Source organism: Flavobacterium sp. GL_143 (genome assembly GCF_057834355.1).
In genome coordinates, this window is the sequence record NZ_CM174401.1 from 4,454,535 (window position 1) to 4,477,937 (window position 23,403).

General features: G+C 35.0%; 9 protein-coding genes. 2 read left to right on the top strand and 7 right to left on the bottom strand.

Annotation, left to right across the window (positions count from 1 at the left end; all coding sequences use genetic code 11):
* Positions 1–85: 85 nt before the first annotated feature.
* Positions 86–3,523 carry a pyruvate carboxylase gene (locus AC3IPI_RS18840; RefSeq protein WP_489154867.1) on the bottom strand — a complete coding sequence of 1,146 codons (3,438 nt, stop codon included), beginning with the start codon at positions 3,521–3,523 and terminating at the stop codon, positions 86–88.
* Between the two features lie 680 nt (positions 3,524–4,203).
* On the opposite strand from AC3IPI_RS18840, the gene AC3IPI_RS18845 reads away from it, so the two are divergent.
* On the top strand, positions 4,204–9,657 hold the full coding sequence (locus tag AC3IPI_RS18845; RefSeq protein WP_489154869.1) for a T9SS type B sorting domain-containing protein: 5,454 nt from the start codon (positions 4,204–4,206) through the stop codon (positions 9,655–9,657).
* A 1-nt stretch (position 9,658) separates the two neighbouring features.
* On the top strand, positions 9,659–10,600 hold the full coding sequence (locus tag AC3IPI_RS18850) for a PorP/SprF family type IX secretion system membrane protein (protein WP_489154871.1): 942 nt from the start codon (positions 9,659–9,661) through the stop codon (positions 10,598–10,600).
* Between the two features lie 167 nt (positions 10,601–10,767).
* Here the strand turns inward: AC3IPI_RS18850 and AC3IPI_RS18855 are convergent, their stop codons facing one another.
* The 6 genes from AC3IPI_RS18855 to AC3IPI_RS18880 form a co-directional block, all read right to left on the bottom strand.
* The gene (locus AC3IPI_RS18855; protein ID WP_039116221.1) at positions 10,768–11,790 is read right to left on the bottom strand and encodes an LLM class flavin-dependent oxidoreductase; all 1,023 of its coding nucleotides are present in this window, start codon (positions 11,788–11,790) and stop codon (positions 10,768–10,770) included.
* A gap of 392 nt (positions 11,791–12,182) precedes the next feature.
* Positions 12,183–21,347, bottom strand: a complete 9,165-nt coding sequence (locus AC3IPI_RS18860) for a Tc toxin subunit A-related protein (RefSeq protein WP_489154873.1) — start codon at positions 21,345–21,347, stop codon at positions 12,183–12,185.
* A 30-nt stretch (positions 21,348–21,377) separates the two neighbouring features.
* On the bottom strand, positions 21,378–21,851 hold the full coding sequence (locus AC3IPI_RS18865) for a hypothetical protein (RefSeq protein WP_039116223.1): 474 nt from the start codon (positions 21,849–21,851) through the stop codon (positions 21,378–21,380).
* 158 nt (positions 21,852–22,009) lie between these two features.
* A complete protein-coding gene (locus AC3IPI_RS18870; RefSeq protein WP_489154875.1) occupies positions 22,010–22,423 on the bottom strand; it encodes a hypothetical protein in 414 nt (137 codons plus the stop codon).
* 72 nt (positions 22,424–22,495) lie between these two features.
* Positions 22,496–22,765 (bottom strand): hypothetical protein, encoded by a 270-nt coding sequence (locus AC3IPI_RS18875; protein WP_039116224.1) that lies wholly within the window; start codon positions 22,763–22,765, stop codon positions 22,496–22,498.
* A 181-nt stretch (positions 22,766–22,946) separates the two neighbouring features.
* Complete coding sequence (locus AC3IPI_RS18880; RefSeq protein WP_052259567.1) at positions 22,947–23,387, bottom strand: SUKH-3 domain-containing protein; 441 nt, start codon at positions 23,385–23,387, stop codon at positions 22,947–22,949.
* Positions 23,388–23,403 lie beyond the last annotated feature (16 nt).

The window sequence follows — 23,403 nt, forward strand, 5'->3', positions numbered from 1 at the left end:
TGGTCAAAATCAATTATAAAAAAAAGCTCTTTTGTTACAAAAGAGCTTTTTTTATTAGACGAAACTGAAAGTTGACATAAGTATGTTATTCAACAAGATACTCAATAAGTAAATCTCCTTTTTCTACCAAACTATTTTCATTGAGATGGATTTTATGGATTATTCCAGACTTTCCTAATACTGTATTTTCCATTTTCATGGCTTCAATAGTAAATAAAGGTTGGTCTTGTTTGATTTCCTCTCCCTCTTTGATCCATATTTTACTCAGCAATCCTGGTAAAGGAGCGCCAATTTCAGCAGCAGTTAATGCCTTTCGGTTCTGAACATTCATTGTCTTTATAGACTTATCCTTTATTTCAATAGCTTTTGTCTGGCCATTAAGCTTAAAATAGACTGTTCTGACACCTTGTAAATCAGGTTCTGACTTATACAAAAATTTTACAATAATAGATTTTCCTTCCGAGATATTAACGATTACTTCTTCATTAGGTTTTAATCCGTAGAAAAATGTAGTCGAAGGAATTACACTCACATCTCCATATTTTTCGATAGTTTTAAAATAATCTTCAAAAACTTTTGGATAAAATTGGTAAGATATAAAATCAGCTAATGTGCAGGATGATGAAAATTTTTCCTGAAAAGCTTCAAATTCATTATCAAAATCTATAGGAGTTAAATGTGCATTGGGCAAATCTAAAAATGGTTTTTCTTTTTTGAGAACCATTTGCTGAAAATCAATTGGCCATCCGCCGTCTGGTTGCCCTAACTCTCCTTTAAGCATTCCTTTTACAGAATTAGGAAAGGACAAGGTGGTGCCTTGATCTAAAACATCTTGCTTGCTCAGGTTACTACTTACCATAAACATCGCCAGATCACCCACTACTTTAGAGGATGGTGTTACTTTAATAATATCTCCAAGCAAACTATTGGCATCCTGATATGCTTGTTTAATAGCTGTCATTCTGGTTTCTAAGCCCAAGGAATAAGCCTGAGGTTTAAGATTAGAATATTGTCCGCCAGGAATTTCATGCTTGTAGACTTCAGCCGTACTTGATTTTAAATCGGACTCAAAAGGGTAATAATACTCCCTGATATCTTCCCAGTAATTACTGTATTGATTTAGTTTTTCGACATCAAGCCCCGAATCACGAGGAGTTCCTTTTAAGGCTTCTGCAAATACATTAAAATTGGGTTGTGAGGTAAGTCCTGACATAGAGGATAATGCAACATCTATAATATCAACCCCTGCCTCTACTGCTTTGAGATAGGTTGCAGACTGGATTCCTGCTGTATCATGCGTGTGCAAATGTATTGGAATGTCAATAGATTTTTTTAACTCGGTAATTAATTTTTCGGCAGCATACGGTTTCAATAAACCTGCCATATCTTTTATACAAAGAATATGAGCTCCTGTATCTTCTATTCTCTTAGCGAGATCTAAATAATAGTTGAGATTAAATTTTGGACGCTCAGGATTTAAGATATCTCCTGAATAGCCCATACATACTTCGGCAAGGGAATCTGTATTTGTAAGTACGGCATTAATACTGTTTTTCATATTGTCGATACTGTTTAATGAATCGAAAATCCTAAAAACATCTATCCCTTTTTGAGCGGATACTTCAATAAATTTTTCAACCAAGTTATCAGGATATGCCGTATAACCTACTCCATTAGAACCTCTAATCAACATTTGCAACAGTACATTGGGCATTGCTTTTCGCATTTGTTCCAAACGACTCCAAGGACATTCATTCAAAAATCGCATCGCAACATCAAATGTCGCTCCTCCCCAAACTTCCATAGAAAACATTTGCGGAAAGTCTTTTGTAAATGTTTCTGCAAAAGGCATCATATCGATCGTACGCACTCTGGTTGCAAGTAATGACTGGTGTGCATCTCGCATAGTACAATCTGTATACAAAATTTGTTTTTGCTCTTTGATCCAGTTCGAAAATCCTTTAGGTTTTAACTGATCTAGTAGTTGTTTGGTTCCATTAGCATGAAAGGCACTTGATGGAATTGGTAATTTTGGTGTCATAAATTTTTTCTCAGGAACGATAAAAGGAACATCTGCATTACCATTGACAATTATATTTCCAATAAATGCCAAATTCTTGGTTACATTATCAGATTTTCTTTTGATTTTCATCAATGACGGATTATCTCCTATAAAATTCACCGTGATATTTCCTGCCTGAAAATCAGGATGTACAATTAAATTTTCTAAAAAAGGAATATTGGTTTTTACTCCTTCAATAGTAAATTCTTTCAGCGTTCTTAAAAGACGTTGGCTCGTTCCTTCTAATGTTCTTCCTCTGGCAGTAATCTTTACGAGCATAGAATCAAAAAAAGGCGAAATCTTAACTCCCGAATATGAGCTACCTTCATCTATTCTGATACCATAACCTCCAGCATTTCGATATGCAATAATTGTCCCATAATCGGGTGTAAAATCATTTGCTGGATCTTCGGTAGTAATCCTGCATTGAATTGCAAAACCACTACATTTTAAACTTTCTTGTCCCATAATATAAATTCCCGGACTAGAGAGTTTATGACCACAAGCAATAAGAATTTGACTTCTAACAATGTCAATTCCTGTTACTTCCTCCGTAACGGTATGTTCTACCTGAATGCGGGGATTTACTTCTATAAAATAAATATTTTCTGCCGCATCGACTAAAAATTCAACCGTTCCAGCATTATTATAGTTTACTTTAGTTGCAATACTAAGTGCATACTTATATAACTTATCTTTTGTTTCTTGTTTTAAATTTGGGGCTGGAGCAATTTCAACCACTTTTTGAAATCTTCGCTGAACACTACAATCACGTTCAAATAAATGGACAATATTTCCATAATTATCTCCTAATAATTGTACTTCGATATGTTTGGGATTTTCAATGAATTTTTCAAGGAATAACGTATCATCTCCAAAAGCTGTTTTTGCTTCTCTTTTTGCTTCGTTGAACAAAGCTTCTAACTGATTGGCCTTTCTAACCACTCGCATACCGCGCCCTCCTCCGCCTGCAGCAGCTTTTAGCATCAAAGGATATCCAATGCGATTTGCTTCTTCCTGAGCAATAGAAAATGAAGAAAGGTCTATCTTACTGTCTTCAATTAAAGGTACATTGGCAGCAAGTGCAATTTTTTTGGCAGCCACTTTATCACCTAATTGTTCCATGACTTCTGGATTGGGTCCAATCCATAAAATACCATTCTCGGCACATTTAGTAGCAAATAGTACATTCTCTGATAAAAAACCATACCCAGGATGAATAGCATCGATTCCTTCAGCTTTGGCAACTTTAATGATTTCATCAATATCAAGATAGGGCTTTAGGGGGTCTGTATCTTTGCCTATCTGATACGCCTCATCGGCTTTGTAACGGTGCAGGGAATACCTATCTTCATAGGTATAAATAGCTACAGTTTTAATTTTTAATTCCGCGGCAGCGCGAAAAATACGTAGTGCAATCTCTCCTCTATTTGCAACTAGTAATTTAGAAATTGTTCTCATTCTAATAAATTAAGTTAAATATCCACAAAATAAAAACGGCTTATTCTGAACAACTTCTGAAGATAAAATCTATTAATTTATATTGCTTAAAATCCAATTCTTCTCAGACTCCTTCCAATGGAATGGATAATAAATAAAGTAATTCTCTTAGTTCAGGTCATTCAAAATAAAAACATTTTTTATAGCTTCAGGAATTCTTTCTTCCCGTATTTGGTGTTCAAATTCATTGTTATATATGTTATAATTTTATAAATAATGTTCATTTATTCCCAATAAAAAACTGATTTATAAGGCGCAACAAATATATAAAAGTTCTTGAGTTGACCACATTCAAGCTAAAAAGAAACAGTGTCATTTAATTTTTTTTATCACTTTTTTGAAGCGGGCTTTGAGATCCCAGCCGTTATTTTAATTTTTTATTTAGTTCTAAGTTTAAATCAGATTATAATGCTTGATCTCTTACATCAACTAATAAACCATACCTCATCTCTCATTAATCAGAAAACCAAAAACAACGATTAATACTACATATATTGTAAATAATTATTGTAAGTGTATTTTTTATGTTAATTTAATATCAATACTGAATAACTTATGACTATTTTCTTTTCATGACAAAACTAATTTTGTAGTGCTTCGATAAAACATGTCCATTGTCGATTAACCTACAACTTTATGCAATGAAAAAATTACACATCCTAGCCTTGTTTGCTTTTTTTTCCTTCACTTTAGTCGCTCAAGTACAACAGTCTGGTACTTTGCCAATGGGATGTAAACCGGCAAATGTTCCTGCTCCGGTTCCTATTAAATCAAACCTACAAAGCAAATTAAAGGCTGTAGCAGCCACAGGAATAACAGGAAATGTAGAAAGTATTCATAGTGCTTTTGTAAACTGGCAAACTGGAGGATTTACAAGCTTCTCTATCGGAACAGGCTCAGTTCCTAATGGTCCTAATTCGCAAAATATTCGTTGGAGTCAAGGTTTAAATAATACAGATAAGACGACTTACGGCTATAGCTATGAAGAATTACGTTTAACGGCTCTCGCTTTGGGAACTACATTTATGCAAGGGCAAAATTTTTATTTTCACTTATTAAATGGCGGTACAGACACAGTGATTGGTCCGTTAAATTTTACATGGCAAAATTTGGGTACAGCTGGCAATATGGTAAATGTTACTATAGAGACGCAATTTGGAGTCAATGGATTGGGAGGTTTTGCCAATTGGCAAGCTACCAATATGATGGACTTTTACAGTAAAGTAATCCCCATTATAGCGCAAATATATGGTCCGTCTTCTCACTCTTATACAGTAAATGTAGTGAATGATGGTAATGCTTCTGGGAGTAATACATTTTATAATGGCCCTAACTGGATTTCGACTCAATATACTGCTGATGCTTTTGGTAAGATGACTCAACCACGCTTAATGGTTCATGAACTTTTGCATGCCTGGCGTGATAATGTGTGTTTATCTTCTGATAATCTTTGGCATTACCAAAATACTTTAAGTGGTTTTGAAGAAGGTATGGCAGAATGTGTTGCGCAGATTGTAATGGATAAGTTTGCTGCTGCATATCCTAATTACTTCCCTGCAGGAACTGCTTATCTAAATAAACATTGGGGACATGAGGACGGTTATGCCTTTGATTGGGATTATGATTTTCAGAACCACTCTCAACTTACCACTACTGATTTTTGGTCAAGTGATCAAGGTATTGGAGCACATTGGGAACGCTATGGTACGAGTTCGGCTGCTTTTTATAAAATGTATGTTGAAGATTCTGATGTTTTCAAAAAATTCAATGCTGAATATTACAGAAGAATGAATGCCGATCATACGCTGTTAACATCGCGATCTTTACTCGTGGACATTTTTAGTACGGTACTGCCTAAGGTTGAAGAAAAAGAAACCAATTTGTGGATAGACAAACAACGTGTTTTAGATTGTAAAGTGATCCCAGGGAAAAAAGTGCATATGCTTAGTTTTCAGGGTGCCGATGGAGTGCGCGATATGGGACATGATAATAGAATCCATTTAATTGAAACTCAAAATTTACCTGGAGGAAACGAGTGGTCCTGGGATAAATTAGATAACTCTGGTAATATTACCCAACGTTGGTTTCATCAACTTAATAATTCATCTGGAAAAATTGATATAGTAAATTATACTACTGGAGCGGTTAATAACACGCTAAATTTTAGAAACAATGATGCTGGATATTATGGACCTAATCAAGGTCCTTGTTTGCCACCAAGTTTAACAGGTACGCCTTGTTTTCCAACAGGAATAGATGGTCATGGCTTGTACACAACATCTGCAGATCGTGCAATCACTAATGGGGGAATAAACGATGGAAGTTGGTATAATGGATTGGGACTTAATGCCGACAGGATTATTTACAAGATACAAACGACTGGTTTATATATTTATAATATTGAATTTCAATCTGGTGGGGCCGTTAAAGGTAAATACTACCGATTACATGGCAATGGTTTTATAGGTAAAGATGGCTTATATGCTGGGGTGCGCAATAATGATGATACTCCTGTTTTAGGTAAAATGTACGTAGAACAAAAAAATACTGTGAGCCCAATAGCAGGAGAAGAAACGGCTATTACTATAAATAACGGAACTCTCATCGCTCCAAGAATTTGGACATCTATTGCCGAAACCCAATCACAATTTAAAGCAGGAAGAGTTGATACCCGCTACTCTAAACCTGGAAAAGTGCATGCTATTTATGTAAACAGTGATTGTTCTAAACCTCAAAAAATAGGCTTCAGGAATATTACATACGGAAGTACTGTTTCGGGTGTACAAATGTTTTTGTTTAATGTAGATGATTTTGAAGATATACTTTATACCGAGTCTATGCCTACCCTATTATGCGAAGGATACCAAGCAGATTTTAGTGTAGAAAATAATTTCCCAAAGTATCTCGATACAGATTCCAGAGTTACTTATAAATGGAAGAATCCATTGGGGACAGTCGTTTCTACGTCTAATAAATATACTATCTCCGCTGTAACACCTCAAGATGCTGGTATTTATACCTTAGAAATTACTTCTTTTGATTGCCTGATTACAAGAACCAAAGAACTAGTGGTTACTCCTAGCGTGGTTCTTGAGCCTAGCGTTGTTACGCCAATTTCTCTTTGTGCCAACAGCATTATCGATTTAAAAGTAAACGGAACTTTACCTACAGGTACTACTTATTCATGGACTGGACCCAACGGCTATTCTAATACAACCCAAAATCCGAGTATTACCAATGCGCAAACAATTAATGCAGGTATTTATGAAGTAACCTGCACGGTTAAGGATTGTGATGGTAGTACAGACATTATAAAAAAAGAACAGATACAGGTTGGTATAAATTCAATATTAAAGCCTAAAATTTCATGCGGAGTACCATCACAAAATGCGGTATCTTTTCTATGGGAAGCAGTTGCGGGAGCTACCGATTATACGATTTCTTATCAAGTAAATACTAATCTAATCCAAAATATTGGAGCCATTGGTAATGTCTTAACCTATAGTGTAACTGGATTGCAACCATCTGATAATGTCGATATTTTTGTAACTCCAGTAGGTAGTCTTGGTACTTGTTTTGACGTTGAAAAATATAGTTGCCAGACTAGTACAGCACCAACTTGTAGCATTCCGGTAGCACAAGTAGTTACTACAGCGGTAATTACTTGCTTGAGTCCTTCGGTTACACTAAACGGTACAGGCTCGACAACCGGTGCTGGTATCGATTATCAATGGACAACGACTGATGGCTCAATTGTCAGCGGAGCAACAACATTAAATCCAATTGTTGATGCTGCAGGCACTTATAAGTTAATTGTAACCAATACAGCTGGTGGAGGTTGTAGTTCTCTTCCGGTAACTGTTAATGTTACAGGAGCATATTCATTACCAACAGTTCCAACATTAACAGCTCCAAATTCCATTTGCTTAGGATCGGATGCTAATTTTACAATAACTGGGAAAACTGGTGATAATGTGAGTTATACAGGAGCCGTTTCAGGAACAGCTGTAATAGGAACAACAGGTTCTGTAGTGGTAACAATTCCTTCAGTAAGTTCTAATACGACTTTAAATTTAACAAATACTACAGATGGTATCTGTAGTCAGGCTCTAACAGGAATAACTAAGACTATCAATATTCAAACAACTCCAAATGCAGGAACAAATGGAACGTTGACTTTATGTTCAGGAACTACTCCTACCAATGCTCAATTGTTTACTCAGTTGGGCGGAACGCCAGATACAGGTGGTATTTGGACTAATGTTGGTAATATTTATACTTATACTGTAAATGCTGTTTCTCCTTGCAATATACCTGCTACAGCTACTGTAACCTTAAATACGCAAGCTGTTCCCAATGCGGGAACAAACGGAACTTTGACTTTATGTTCTGGAACTACTCCTACCAATGCACAATTGTTTGCTCAGTTGGGCGGAACGCCAGATACTGGTGGTGTTTGGACTAATGTTGGTGATATTTATACTTATACTGTAAATGCTGTTTCTCCTTGCAATATAGCTGCTACAGCTACTGTAACTATAAATAGACAAACAACTCCGAATGCGGGAACAAACGGAACTTTAACTTTATGCTCAGGAACTGCCCCTACCAATGCTCAATTGTTTGCTCAGTTAGGCGGAACGCCAGATACAGGTGGTGTTTGGACTAATGTTGGCAATATTTATACTTATACTGTAAATGCTGTTTCTCCTTGCAATCTATCTGCTACAGCTACAGTAACTATAAATAGACAAACAACTCCAAATGCGGGAACAAACGGAACGTTAACTTTATGTTCTGGAACTACTCCTACCAATACACAATTGTTTGCTCAGTTACGCGGAACGCCAGATACAGGTGGTGTTTGGACTAATGTTGGCAATATTTATACTTATACTGTAAATAGTAGTTCTCCTTGCAATCTATCTGCTACAGCTACTGTAACTATAAATAGGCAAACAACTCCGAATGCGGGAACAAACGGAACGTTAACTTTATGTTCTGGAACGACTCCTACCAATGCACAATTGTTTGCTCAGTTACGCGGAACGCCAGATGCAGGTGGTATTTGGACTAATGTTGGTAATATTTATACTTATACTGTAAATGCTGTTTCTCCTTGCAATCTAGCTGCTACAGCTACTGTAACTATAAATAGGCAAACAACTCCAAATGCAGGAACAAACGGAACGTTGACTTTATGCTCAGGAACTACTCCTACCAATGCACAATTGTTTGCTCAGTTAGGTGGAACTCCAGATGCAGGTGGTATCTGGACTAATGTTGGTAATATTTATACTTATACTGTAAATAGTAGTTCTCCTTGCAGCCAAACCGCTACAGCTATTGTAACCTTAAATATTCAAACAGCTCCCATTGCAGAAGCAGGTAGTCCAGCTATAATTACTTGTGCTTCATCAACAATTATGCTTAATGGAGCTGGTTCTGATATTTCGGGTGTTACTTATTTATGGACTGGGGGAACTATCGATAGTGGTGCCAATACTTTAACTCCTGTTGTTAGTTCCAGTGGAGTCTATACTTTAACAGTCACAAATAGTATTTTGGGATGTGCTTCTAGTGATACTGTTTTAGTTACACAAAATATTGAGAATCCAGATTTTTCTTTTTCCGAAACAGGAGTTAATCAATATACAATTGTTGCATCAGGTGGTACTGCTCCTTATCAATATAGCATTAATAGCGCTAATAGTTATGCCTCCAATCCAATTTTTAAGATTGATCACTCTGGAAATTATACCATTTATGTTAAAGATAACAAAGGTTGTTTCTCTACTGAAACAGCATATTTAGCTTATGAAGGAATAGAATTTCCTAAATTTTTCTCACCAGATGGAAATGGAAGTAATGATTATTGGTATCCTACAAGAATAGAAGATTATCCAAATTTAGAAGTTTCAATATTTGATAGATATCAGAGATTAATCATGAATTTTAAAGGGAATACAACAATGGGATGGGATGGTACATATCAAGGGAAACCTTTGCCTACCGGGGATTATTGGTACGTTATTAAAACTAATAATGATAAGGATAGAAGAGAATTTATTGGCGGAATGACTTTATTTAGATAAAATGAAAAAAACAAACAAAATAGTATTATTACTTTTCATAATAGCTAGTCTTCCCACTTATGGGCAAGAATTACAACTAGCACCAACTAGCCAATATTTAGCAGATAATCCGTATGTTATTGCTGGAGCCTACGCGGGTATTGGTGAATTTTATAAAATACGTCTTACTGGCGAAACACAATGGTTAGGAGTAGAAGATGCACCACAAACACAGTCATTATCCTTTGATGCCAGAATTGCAGATCGCTCAGGCATTGGTGCCATTTTTTTTAATGATAAAAATAGAAATACTTCTCAAAAGGGAGGACAGTTAACTTATGCTCATCATATTACTTTATCAGAGTTTAATAATCAGTATTTGTCATTTGGGCTCTCTTATAAGTTTACAAATTTTAATATTGATATATCCGACATTAACACATCTGATCCGAGTGTCCAGTCTTATAATGTAAATAACTCAAATTTTGATTTAAGCTTTTTATATCGTTTAGAAAATTTTTTCGTCAGTTTCAATGCGGTTAATATTTTAAATAAATCCGTAAAACCTACAATCTTAAAAGAACCAATGAATATTAGAAACTATTATTTATATACAGGATTTCTTTTAAAAAATAAATTTACTTCTATAGAATACGAACCATCTATTCTATATCAAATATACGAAAGCGATGGTCGGTCAAGTCTTGATCTTAACCTTAAGATTCGGAAAATGACTGGTGAAAACTATATTTGGGGAGGTATAAACTTCCGATTGTTAGCAGATCAATCATTTAAGCCCAATTCAATCGCACCCTTAGTAGGATTCAGACAAAATAAGTTTTATGCCGCTTACTCCTTTAATATTAGTTTAAATCAACTTCAAAATCATAACTCAGGAACACATATGTTAACTATTGGATTTGATTTTAAGAATAGATCAAGTAACTGTAGTTGTGTAAATTAAGGTTCTATTGCTTATATATTATATAACATTCTATTTTGCAGATTCAAAGCTTTTAGAGCCTAAGTGATTTTGTATCCTCCTTTTTATAAATCGATGGTATTAAGAGTTTTTGAAACAAAAAAACCTCCAAAATTATTTAATCTTGGAGGTTCTCTTTTTATAAAAAACTAACGCCAACCCAATTCTGGAGCAATATATTTTAATATAGCCGACAGTATATGTACATTGTAGTCAACACCCAATGTATTGGGTATGGTCAACAGCACCGTATCAGCTTCCTGAATAGCTTCATCCTGTGCTAATTCTGCAATTAGTTTCTCTGGCTCAGCAGCATAACTCTTTCCGAAGATTGCTCGTTTATCTCTCTCAATATTACCAAAACTATCTGATCCTTTACCCTGATCTCCAAAGTAGTATTTGTCCTGATCATTAACCAGTGCAAAAATAGAACGGCTTACCGAAACTCGTGCTTCGTACTTATGTCCTGCTTTTTTCCAGGCTTCTTTATATAACCTGATCTGTTCGGCCTGTTGAACATGGAAAGGTTTACCATTTTCGTCATACTTCAGGGTAGAACTTTGCAGGTGCATCCCATTTTCGGCCGCCCAAATGGCAGTAGCATTAGAGGCTGCTCCCCACCAGATTCGTTCTCGTAAACCTTCAGAATGTGGTTCAAGGCGCAATAAACCTGGTGGATTTGGGAACATCGGATACGGGTTTGGCTCAGCAAATCCCACACCGTTTAACTTATCCAAAAACTCCAAAGCTTTCTTGCGTCCCATATCGGCATCTGTTTCACCTTCCATGGGCTCATAACCAAAAGAACGCCAACCATCAATGACCTGTTCCGGCGATCCTCTGCTGATTCCTAATTGCAAACGTCCTCCCGAAATTAAGTCTGCAGCACCAGCATCTTCCACCATATACAACGGATTTTCATACCGCATATCGATTACTCCTGTCCCAATCTCTATTTTACTGGTTTTAGCACCAATGGCCGAAAGTAAAGGAAAAGGCGATGCCAGCTGTGTAGCAAAATGATGCACTCGAAAATAAGCGCCGTCCAGACCAATTTCCTCAGCAGCCACGGCCAAATCAATAGATTGAAGCAGTGTATCAGCAGCAGTACGAGTTTGATAGGAAGGATGATTGGCCCAATGCCCAAACGATAAAAATCCTATTTTCTTCATAGATAGCATTATTATAATTTATAATTCCAAATATACGCATCATTATCGAGTGAGTCTACAGCCTTTTTATAGAAAGTGTTTATTGGAGTTCCTCCCCTTATTTACAACAAAAAATTAAATCTTTTGTAGTGACGCCATTTTATGATGGTTAAATTATAAAGTTCTGTCGGATTGCTATTTTGGAAAACAAACGTTTACTATAAACTCTGGCAGTACTGATATTTGAGCCTCTTTTATCAATATTTAGTATATCTGGTTTACAATTATTCTCAATTACCTCTATTTAAAATATCTAAACACCCATCCTCTGTCTTTGTTTAGTCAACAAAAAAAGTCAATTATATTGTGGCATGGTCAACTACCTCTCCATCTAAATATAGAATCATTTAGCTTCAAAAACCATATTTCACTATCATTATCAATTCCTCCAATTTTAATTTATCGACTTCTTCAACAGATAGGCTAAATGGAATATTAAGTTTAATATCCGAGTTGATGCCACGACACATATTCAATTCATTGACTTTAGAAAGATCTATTGTTTCGGTTTCATCAATATTAAGTACAAAACTAACTGGATTGTCTTTGACTTTTGCCAAGAACATAACTTGTTCAATATGTACTGAATTAATAGACTGAGCCAAATAAGGCAATCGTACTTTGTCAATATTCAACTCAACTGTTCCTGATTTTTTTAATAAATGCCATTCATTAGCCATATCATGCTTCATGTTTAATGCCAAATGGAGACCAGTTTCGTTCAATTGTTGTTTAATATTTTCCAATTGTTTAAATACGGTCTTTGTAGCGTTTAGTTTTAATCGTTCTCCACCTTCGTTGGATGTATATCTAATATGTACAATAACATCGGTAACTGTTCCGTAGTCAAATTGACGAATCTCTGGTAATTCAAGACGCCATTTACTAACAACACCAGCACCTTCAAATGGCATGTAACGTTCATCTTTAAAATTCAATTCAAACATACCGCTATCATTTTGCCCCGTACTGGTGGCAATAGCATTAATTGGTATTCGGTATGTACTGAAACGATCATCTGTATCATCTGTATTCTCCTCATATGTCTTACCTCCGATCGCATTATTTCTGAATTTATTTTCCAACAGACTGAATTTGGCATTGACACCTGTATAAGGTCCAGCAATACATGGTAATGATACTGATACCGATTTAATACGACGTTTGTATTGCCCCGGATAATCCATATCAAATAATACTTCGGGTATTTCAAACTCGCACTTGCCTGTTTCCCTAAGCTGAATAAGTGCCAATGGGCTTAATAAACATAAAGAAACATGTTTTGTGATTTCATAATCATACCCACGTTCGTTCTGATAAGCGGCTTCCATTTGTTTTAATCCAACATAAAGTTGTTCTCCAGCGAGTAAACCCTCTCGTCCAGCATCCCAATAGCCTGATTGTATGAAATTGGAATTGCTTATACCTCGCTCAAAGCGATATACTTTTTCTGCTTTTTTAGACAGTTCATGTGCCAAACTATAAACCTGATGGTACAATGTTTTAAGACTTCCGCGCATCCAGGTATACAATTCTTCATTAGTATATTTATTTTTTAAAAAATCTTCTATTTCCAGTGCATTATCGATCATTTTTTGTTGATTGGTAATTTCCTGATTGGCAATGGCAATACGGATTTTTTGAGCTGTTATTTGCTTGTCTATTTGTTTCAATTCATAACCAGCAGCATTAGCTTGCATAACTCGTTCTTGTAAAGCACGTTTGAAATTCCCTTTTTTACCAGCTGATGAGGATTGATAAGAAAGATGATCTGCATAAATTCGTAAACCTCTAGCAACTGCTGATGTAGCATTCGCCAAATTAGGGAAACCCCAAGATACAGCAACTCCTACTCCTAAAGGTGTTCCGTGACCATTTATCGTTGGTAATGCATGAAAAACCGAAGCCAATGTCTCTACTACTCCAATACCAGTTTGCCAATCGGCAGCAGCACTGGCCTTATCCATATCTTCTTTCTCAAAAGGTATAAGTTTCAATCCGCTTTCATCTACAGGTGCTTCTATGCTATTTACAATTTCAGCAAATTCAGCATCCAATCCTGGTACTTTGCCTAAGTCCTCTCCTATTAATTTTAGGTAATACTTCATGCGATGTTCCGGACTTTTACGATTCTGTTCCAAACCATCCATATTTTTCTGTGCCTCTTCCAATTGCATTTTTTTAATTTCCATTACCAGATTGTGCATCGCATTTTCATGTCTGGAACGGATAAGTGCAATGGCTTCATTATCTTTTTTCTCGATTACGGAAAGCAAAGCATTTCCCATAGATTTTAATTCTCCGCACAATTCCAATGCTTTTTGGAGTAAATAGTAAAAACGATAGTTAGGCATTGGAGTATTTAAATCATTTATTACCGAGGCAATGCTCAATCCTTGTGCCGCAGCTTTTACCAATAATGCAGGATCAATTGGCGGTTCAAACAATGGTAATTTTCGGAATACTCCTTCGATATTTTCACAATGGCGTATTTTATATAATCTATCGGCAATGGTATCCCAATAGCCCATAAGTTTAGGATTGTTCGGGATACAGAAATAAAGTGAAGAAGCTAAACCAAATATATTTGCAAACGCCAATTCGCCATTTACTGCCCCAAAAGGTAAGGGAGTTTGATTGCTGAATGGAGCTGCCAATTCCAACTCTACCATGGCATTCCCAAAAGCATCCCATTTGTCTAATAAACCAATATAGGTTTGCGGTTTTGTAATACCGCGCTTTGGAATAATCATGGGGCGAGGTCCCATAATATGCATGGCCAAAATATACAATTGTGTAGCCTGATTAATACTTTCTATAGTGTCTTGTCGGAATAGATAATCGCCCCACGCTACCAGATTATCTATATATTTCATTACGACCCATTTCATGTATGCCACCGGACGGTTACGAGCTACAAAGTGTGGCATAAAAGGATTATCACGCCATTCGCTTATAGTTTGATTAGCCTTATTTGGTTTGAGATTATTAAAAATATTGTCCAAAATTCTTTGGCTGTCTGTTTCTTTAAAGGGAGCAAATTGCCAAAAACGTTTATCATCAGAACCTTCAGCAATAGGATTAAACACAAAATGATACCATTTCATAGCATCTTCAAATTGTTGCGATTTACTTAATGCATCTGCCAACATCATTGGTGTGTGCAAAAACAACTCCCAATTATATAACGAATAGGGACGTTTGAGTTCATTGTATATTTTGGGTGTATTTGGATCTCCGTCATGGTCTGACCAACCAAAAGCATCTTCTTTATCAACTATTTTTAGATTACAATTAAAAAATTCTTCCAGTTTCCCAGAATTAATTTTACCCATTAGTTTGTGTGTAAAAGAATGATGGAATTTTACCGTATTTGAACTTACATTATCCCAAACTAAATTTTCTTTTGATGATTCTTCATTAAAATAAAAATCAAGATGACGTGTAAAAGTTGGGTCATTGAGCTGCCATGAATACATTTTCCCATCAGATTGATTAAACTGATCAATTGGAATTGGAATTGGTACAGTTCCTATCGTTGATTCTACTTTAATGGTATTGCCTTCAAATTTAAATACACCAAAATAATTTTTATCTTCGTCTTTAAGATTACCTACACTTATCAGTATTTCATTTTCACTTATTACAGGAACAAGCTTAAAATACTGAATATTGAGTGTGCTACTTTTTGGTCCTGTAGCCAAAACATCTTTGCTCAATTGTTTCTGTGTCCATTTACCATTTCGGTACTCACTCCATGCCATTTTTATTTCAAAATATTCTACAGGCAAATTACTGTTAACTGTTGTATCTCCAAGAGTTTTCATTGAATCATTACCAGTCTTAGCTGGCTTTACTTTTTTTGCAATCTGAGGAAAGAAAATCAGTAAGCGTTCATTCCATACCACAGGTGCTAAAAAACAACCATTATCGGTAACTTTCCCGCTTGCATCTTCCAAATCATAACCTGGTATATCCACCTGCATTTTTTCCCAAGGATACCAATTCATTTCATCCAACGCCAAATAACGATAATAATAAAAATAGGGAGCATTGCGGGTGCGGGAAAACACATGCAATTTTGCTCCTTCATTCCATTTTTCGGATGTTTTTTCGCCGTCAATATACAATCCTACTACTTCCATATTAGCCACTTCGTCCACTTTATAGAGATAGGATTTTAACGCATCAATAACATTTTGCTTGTTGATGTCTTTTTGCAGTAATTCGCCCTCTAATTCTTTAAAAAATGGGCTCTTATCATCTCGTAGATTGCTTTCAATCCAATTTTCGGGATATAAGAAAACTTTACGATTAGCTTCCCAAACGCGGTAACGCTGCATCCAGTCCCAACGTTCTCTATCTAATATATCTGGCGCGATTCCGCTGTATTCTTCTTCCAATCCCAAGAAACAACGTTGTATAAATAATTGTACCGATGATAATGCCTGTTTAATACGTGAAGTTTCCATGCAAGCATCCATTTGAACATCTATCAGAAAATATTCAAATAGGCTGTCTGCATCCGTTACTCCCCAATCTAACAATGTTTGTTGTTGCAACAAAAATCCAATTAAGGCTTCTTTCTGGTTATTACGCAGTTTATCACTCAATGGTTTTACAGCCTGTTCCCAATCGGTTTGGTTATATTTGGCACGAATTGCATTTTTTATACTATCGGCAATTACTCTGCATTTATTGAATTTAGAAGTAGGAATTGCCCATTCAAAAAGCAAATCGATATCTACACTTATCTTATCGGCAACAACTAGAGCAGACTGCAGTTTTAATAGATTTTTTTCGTTGTTGTAATCTTGTAGTTGTGTTATATTGAAATGATTTGTTGTAATTAACTTATCAATTCGTTGTTTTTTCCATGTTGTGAGTTTATCAATTTTACTGCTCAATGATGTTACATCAGATAATGGATTATAAGTCCAGTTCCAGAAATCCAGTATATTGAATTCAGATTGAGGCAAAGAGTTTCGCAATCTGGTATATGCCTCCAGTCGCAACCAATGAATTAATGTTAATTTATTAAAATCCAGATTATCAAAATGAACTTTATTTTTTTCCAGAAACTGAATTTCATCTGCACTCAAATCAAAACCAGTAACCAGCATGGCTGCTTTTTTTAATGCAATTAATGCGGGCTCGCATTGCTGTGAGGCAAAGTCGGGAATTAATGCCGATGACGGAACAGCTGTAATAGTAGAGGCTGTTGTTTTCCAATGAATCTTTTTTAATTCGACACCAGTAGTTGATAATTTATATAATTTGCCAGATTGGAGCACAATATCAGTACTCCACCATTCATTCGTAGGATCTTCCTGAACTGTAAAAGTCAATGTTGTTCCATCAATACTGAGTATGGGTTGAACATTGCTCTCTTTAATAACAAAAGTATATGTAGCAGTTGTTGCAGGAATTAGGTATCCGTTCCAATTGCTTTCAACAGGCTTACTACTTTCTTTTATTTTTTCAAAAATACTGAATAACGAAACTGGTATATTACCAATTTTTAGTATATCAGAAATCAATATGTCAGTAATATTAGATTGTAAACCTACTATGCCAGACAAAGTGTTTACAATAAAACGATGACTCAGTTCCTGACGCAGGTAAGGCATGAAAATTTCTAAAAAGGTTATTCTTTTTTGAGGAGCTGTATTAATATCAGGATCTCCATCAAGTATTTTATCAATAGGTAAACTTATGTCACCTGCTTTAATTATTATTTTTAATGCTTCTTTTTGAGCGTCTGTTTTTGTTTTTTCAGTCTCAAAAACTTTAGACAATAATTCTTTGAATTGCTTGTTTTGCTGTTTTTCAACCCTAATCAATGCAAATATCCACTCTGGGTCGTTACTGATTGCTTTATAATCAATGCTTTCAGCTTCGGTTAAGATCCCTGTAATTTGGATACTACCATTTATTTTATCATATTTTAATTTATTTTGAAGCGTTTTATCTTCTCCTAGAATGAACGCTATGTTTTTAGGAGCATTGGTTATAAATACATTTGTACCATTCAATATACCGATGACTTTTTCTACAATATCCGTTTCAAAAAGCAAACTTGCTTTAGCTCTTACAAATTCTGACGTTGCTTTTTCTTTGAGATTAATTTGTTCTAATGCTGCATTACCTATTTTATCATCAGGCTTCAAATCCTGTTGAGTTTCGTCGATTGTGTTTAATCCATCGTATATGGATTTTGCTAAAATTAAAATTGATTTCTGTGTAGGTTTAAACGGTTTTTTTATATCATCAAAATCGCTAATGATATAATTTAGTTCTTGTGGTGTAAAACCTGCATCATCTATTTTAGATAGATTCTCTATAAATTCAAGTGTACTGTATGCATCATAAAATATAGTACCTAATAAAGGAACGATATCCATAAATACAGGAATCTTGTAGCCCAGAACTTTTGAAAGCAATCGGTAGCGATATAGTGTTGAGAGGTTGCTGATAGTCATTTCATCTGTCATTGCTGTTGCCTGCATGACAGTTTGCAAATCATCGGCTGTATAATTTAGAGCCGCCATTAATACCGGAAAATGTTCGGTAATTGTAGTATTTACAGTAAGGTAATTGCCATTTGCATTGGCCTTAAATACCTTATCGATTCCTAATACATTGTGTGTTAAGAAAAGTTTTTTGTAGAGCGAATTTTCTCCTGCTGTGCTGATATCTGTCCAAAAAGAAAGTAATTTTATTACTTCAATTCCTGTTTTATCCAATAGTTTTTTTACGGCTACCAATTGATGTAGTAAGGTTGTTGAAATAGCATAATCATGATGACATTCTTCGCTACAATCATCGCAATCACATTCATCACAATCTGAAGTATTGCACTCATCACCACAATCATCACAAATAGAATCATCCTCGCTTACATCGTCTTCATTATCTACTGATTTTTGGATGCTTAATCCAATAATTGCTTTATCAATTTCATCAATTGTCCAATCTAATTTTCTCCACAAGCGTATAAAACGATGTATACGATCATATTCGTCAACAGTCAGCGGTGTTCCGTCTAAATGCTGCAATAGCGCCGTATTTAAATCGCAACTGTCTTTTTGTTCCAGGAAAATGAGATATACTTCTCCGTCTATTATTAAGAATACGCCTTTTTCGCCCTTGTCCCCTACAAATTTTATTTGCTCCCAACTTTTAGGATCCGTTTCTCCATTCTCAATCAAAAAAGTGACTTTTCCTGTTTTTTTATCGATTTGCCCAAGTGGAAGTTTTTCTTTTGCTGTATCATAAAGTATTTTACAATTTTCAACCCTTATGCTGAAGTCATTATCAAATAAACTATTATTATTTGCAAACAGTATTTCCCCGTTCACGCATCCTCTACCGCTTTCTATGACTATCATTTTGCCTATTTTCTCAAAATGGCATTTCACCCAACAAATAATATCTTTATCGCTTATTTCAACTTTATCTTTGCATGTATCAGGACAGCTTAGTACTTTTTTGTTGGTTAATGTTTCTATCTGATCTATAATCATTGGCAATAAATCAGCAAATTTTTCCAATTTTACCAAATCTTCCGCCATTTTATCCATGCCGTATTTTTTGGCATAGTTTTGTAAAAATCGATAGCTAAAATGCAGGCTTTCCGTTATGTTTTTTGATTTTCCTTTGGGTAAAAACGGGTTGATAAATTGTGTTTTAAGTAAATCAACAAGGTTGAAATAATCAATTCCTGTGCGTCGTAAAAATTCTTTTTTGATTAATGTGAGTCCGTTATCGCTCAACATTGTTGCATCATTATCATAGCCATAATATTCACCTACTGATTTTACACCAATCAGTTCTTGATATTCTGAATCTGTGAATGTTTTATTTTTGAGCTTATTCATCAGGGCTTTACTTTCAAAGCATTCCTTTGTGAGTATGATATATTCTTCTTTAGTAATATTTAAAAATTCAGAATCAGAAGCCCTGTCTAAAACCTCATCTTTTAATTGAGTTAATTTGGCATTGTTACTACTATTGTTTTTTCGGAATGTATCTATTACTTCATAACGACTTGTTCCTAAATAATCCAGATATATTCTTGTGGCATCAATGGGCTGATGGTATGGTAGTGTAAATGGATATACTTCATTTTTCAGGATGCAATACGCCTGATATTCTGTATGCTGAGGCTCTGCAAGCAATTCACTACTAGTTTCATCGGCTACATTAAAAGGTTTTAAATGTTTGAATGCCACATAACTTTCCATGACTTCATTTGCCAAATCTACATAAGGTAAAATAGTGTTGGTATTTTTACAAGTCAATTCCAAACAGCCTAAATCTGGGCGACGATTAAATAATTTTTCTAACGGAGTTCCGGAAATATTCTTTTGGTTAGATTTTTTTGCAATATCTCCCGTGGCAAGAGGATCAAGATTGTTGTTGCGTAAATATTGTAATAATTCTACATAATATGCCGCGGCACTGTAGACGGAAGTACATTCGCCACATTCGCAAATATCAGCATCGCCAAAAAGCATATCCCATGTTAAATTATTTTTTTCTATAATCTCTTTTGTAGCTTCTTCCGGAGAATATATAATGGTATTACTCTCTGTCTTCATTGCTCCCAGCCCCTTTTTTATTTCAGCCCCATTACCCAGGCGCACACTTCTGTCAATCATGTCAATACCAGTATTCTGACTGGCTTCTTTTAAGGCAATTAAAGCGTGTTCATTACGTACACGTAAATGCTGCGCATTGGTATGAATTTGCAACAATACGGTTTCATCCAATCCTTTACCACTCATTGCGGTTTTGAATTGCGCAGGTGGCACGTTTGAAATTTGAAATGCAGTATGAATTTTGGCATCGTACAAAACCGGAATAGCATCGGCTATGGGACTAATAGCAACAATTCTTTGTAACGTTTTTAATTCTGTTTGAACAGGTTGTTGTAATTCGACCGGGATTTTCTTGAATTCCTTATTATTTTTGAATACTTCATATATCGAAGTGGTTCTGATATTAAAATCCGGATTTTTTTCTAATAATGTAGCAACTTTTGTTCCTACAGCAGTATTTAACACTGTTACTTGTGGGTCTTTTATCATGTTTACGACAACCGCAGTGGGTTCAAACTCAAAAAGCTTATGATGCAAATCAATGGCAAATGCTTTTTTATCCTCGTTTGATGTTGCCGGTGAACTACTTTTTACTTTTTGGATAAAAGCTTCTTTATTAAAATTTAAAGCAATATCACGCATCGAAAGTAACTTATCATCTTTCTGAAAAAGCTCAACAACCGCTTTATTATCATTACTCCATTTAGACAAGTAGTGTGTAAACTCAAGATTCTTAACCAGTATTGGTGTAAAACTTTTGTCTTTGGATAGTTCACTTTTTACCTCATCCCAATTGCCATGATGTATTTTATAAATAGCATCGAATGCTTTGAGTTGGTTTCCGGCTTTTAAATCGAATTTAAAAAAATTGAGTTTATTTTTATTTGGATCTTGGTTGTCAGATTGTGTTGCCATGATATTGTTATTATATGTTTTCTGAATCGGTTATTGCTTTCTCTCCATTTCCTGCAGCACTTTAAGCAAAGCTGGTTTTGCATAAGCCCAATTATGGCATTTAAAACTGCGAAGATTTTCAATAGCGGTTTTACATTTAAAGCAATGTAGATTTGCTATAGCTCTTGGAACTTCAATATTTACAAATTTGGTTTCGCCAAGAATAACTTGTGCAATCATTTCTTTAGCATGAATGCTATCTACTGCGGAGGAAACAATATCTAGCCAATTGATTTCGCGTCTGCATTTTGGACATTTTTTATTATCTCCACTTACCCAAAGCGGGGCACCAATTGTTTTGTCCGGCATACCTAATAATTTTTCTATTATGCGAACATCTTCGTCTTTTGTTATCCATTTTTGCTTTCCTGGTAATGAAGAGGGAGAATCATATACTGCCTGAAATATTTTGTCATTTACGGGTAGTGTATTTTGATGTGTTTTTTTATCGTTTGTAGGTTTCATAATTTTCAACTTTTTAAAATTATTCTCTAATTTTTCCTAAATTATTGGACTTAGCAGAAATACTTTGATGTGACATGGAGTGTAAATCCATGCTATCGAAAAACCAAAACTTTAGAATTTTGACAGTTTTATAAAATCAGTTATTTGAAGCGATTATGTCAATCAACCCCAATAATTTTCATTTCTATATCCCGAATCACCTCATTACACTGAGCACAAGCATGACCTTTACGTTGACTAAACCATCTGCATTTTGACCGAATTGGGCAATCCTGTAACTGTATAGACTCTTCATTCCCTATGATATCAATCAATTGATCAACCAGACCACATTCTTTTGAAGTACCATTCCATTGATTGCAACCAGATTTGGAGCAATTGCCAGCAAATCTGAATCTTTTTTCGGGGTCTCTCCCTTTATAAGCTTCTTCAATAAAATCCTGATTGATTTCAATGGGACTTTTTAGATAATTAATGAAGCCGTTTTCATTTACAATACCATAAAGTTTTGCACCTGGTTTAACGGCATAACTAGGACAATAACTATTGTCGTTATCTTTATTGTTTTCCATTTCTTTATTTTTTAAATGACAATTATAAGTTGCTAAAATTCATAATTATGAATTTTAGCAACCTTGATAACATTATTTTGGGATCTCAGATGGGAAGTTTGGGAAACCTCCAATCCAGAAACCTGCTAGTTGTCCTCTTTTCCATAAATCTTCCCAGCCAGGCTTTCCTGTAAATCTCCTACTGATTTTTATGTCACCTTCAAAATCTATTCCCGCGATTTCCTTTAAAACAAGGCTTTTTATACCTTCTTCAATTCTTTTCTTCTGATCTTTAGATAAATCAAGCCCTTCTAAGGATACTAAGAAGATCGATTCTTCGTCACTTTTTTTCTTTGCTGTCATAATTTAAAATTTTAAATGGTTAAAAAATATTGTGTTAAAAGTCTATGGTCATGAGATTCCTTTTATCTTCTTAATTTTTCTTGTACTCCATTTTTTATTTAACTCTAATTATTGGAGCTATTTTTCCAGAGAGTACAGATTGCAGATCTATGCTCTCGGGATGTGTATTTATAACTAATTTTTAAATATCTATTCTTTCTATTTTACCCCCTGTAATAAGATTTTCAATCCCTTCCCGAATATCATTTCCTGCTAGAAATAATTCTTGATCAAGAACATATATTTTACCGTATTCATCAACTGCAAGAAAAAAATAACCTTCATTAACCTCACCAAGAGGACATAAAGAAACACCTAGCGCATCCGAAAATTCGATAAACCTGTCTTCTTCGCAATTAGCCAGAATAGGTAGAAACTGAATAGTACATTTGGCCATAAATTTTCCTTTACCTTTTTTATAATCGCCTATTCTTAAATTACCAAATTCATTTAGTATTTTTAGAGCAGCATCATGAAAATGGTATCTCTTTGGAAGTTTTACTTTATCTAATACTCTTCTGTTTTCATTCCATCCTGAATCCAACAGCATCTTAATCGATTCTTCTGAAAATGGTGTGTCCATATTAAAATTTTATAAT

Excerpts from the sequence above, each read along its gene's own strand:
- AC3IPI_RS18840 (WP_489154867.1), bottom strand. The coding sequence starts at position 3,523 with ATGAGAACAATTTCTAAATTACTAGTTGCAAATAGAGGAGAGATTGCA.
- AC3IPI_RS18850 (WP_489154871.1), top strand. The coding sequence starts at position 9,659 with ATGAAAAAAACAAACAAAATAGTATTATTACTTTTCATAATAGCTAGT.
- AC3IPI_RS18880 (WP_052259567.1), bottom strand. The coding sequence starts at position 23,387 with ATGGACACACCATTTTCAGAAGAATCGATTAAGATGCTGTTGGATTCA.
- AC3IPI_RS18870 (WP_489154875.1), bottom strand. The coding sequence starts at position 22,423 with ATGGAAAACAATAAAGATAACGACAATAGTTATTGTCCTAGTTATGCC.
- AC3IPI_RS18860 (WP_489154873.1), bottom strand. The coding sequence starts at position 21,347 with ATGGCAACACAATCTGACAACCAAGATCCAAATAAAAATAAACTCAAT.
- AC3IPI_RS18845 (WP_489154869.1), top strand. The coding sequence starts at position 4,204 with ATGAAAAAATTACACATCCTAGCCTTGTTTGCTTTTTTTTCCTTCACT.
- AC3IPI_RS18865 (WP_039116223.1), bottom strand. The coding sequence starts at position 21,851 with ATGAAACCTACAAACGATAAAAAAACACATCAAAATACACTACCCGTA.
- AC3IPI_RS18875 (WP_039116224.1), bottom strand. The coding sequence starts at position 22,765 with ATGACAGCAAAGAAAAAAAGTGACGAAGAATCGATCTTCTTAGTATCC.
- AC3IPI_RS18855 (WP_039116221.1), bottom strand. The coding sequence starts at position 11,790 with ATGAAGAAAATAGGATTTTTATCGTTTGGGCATTGGGCCAATCATCCT.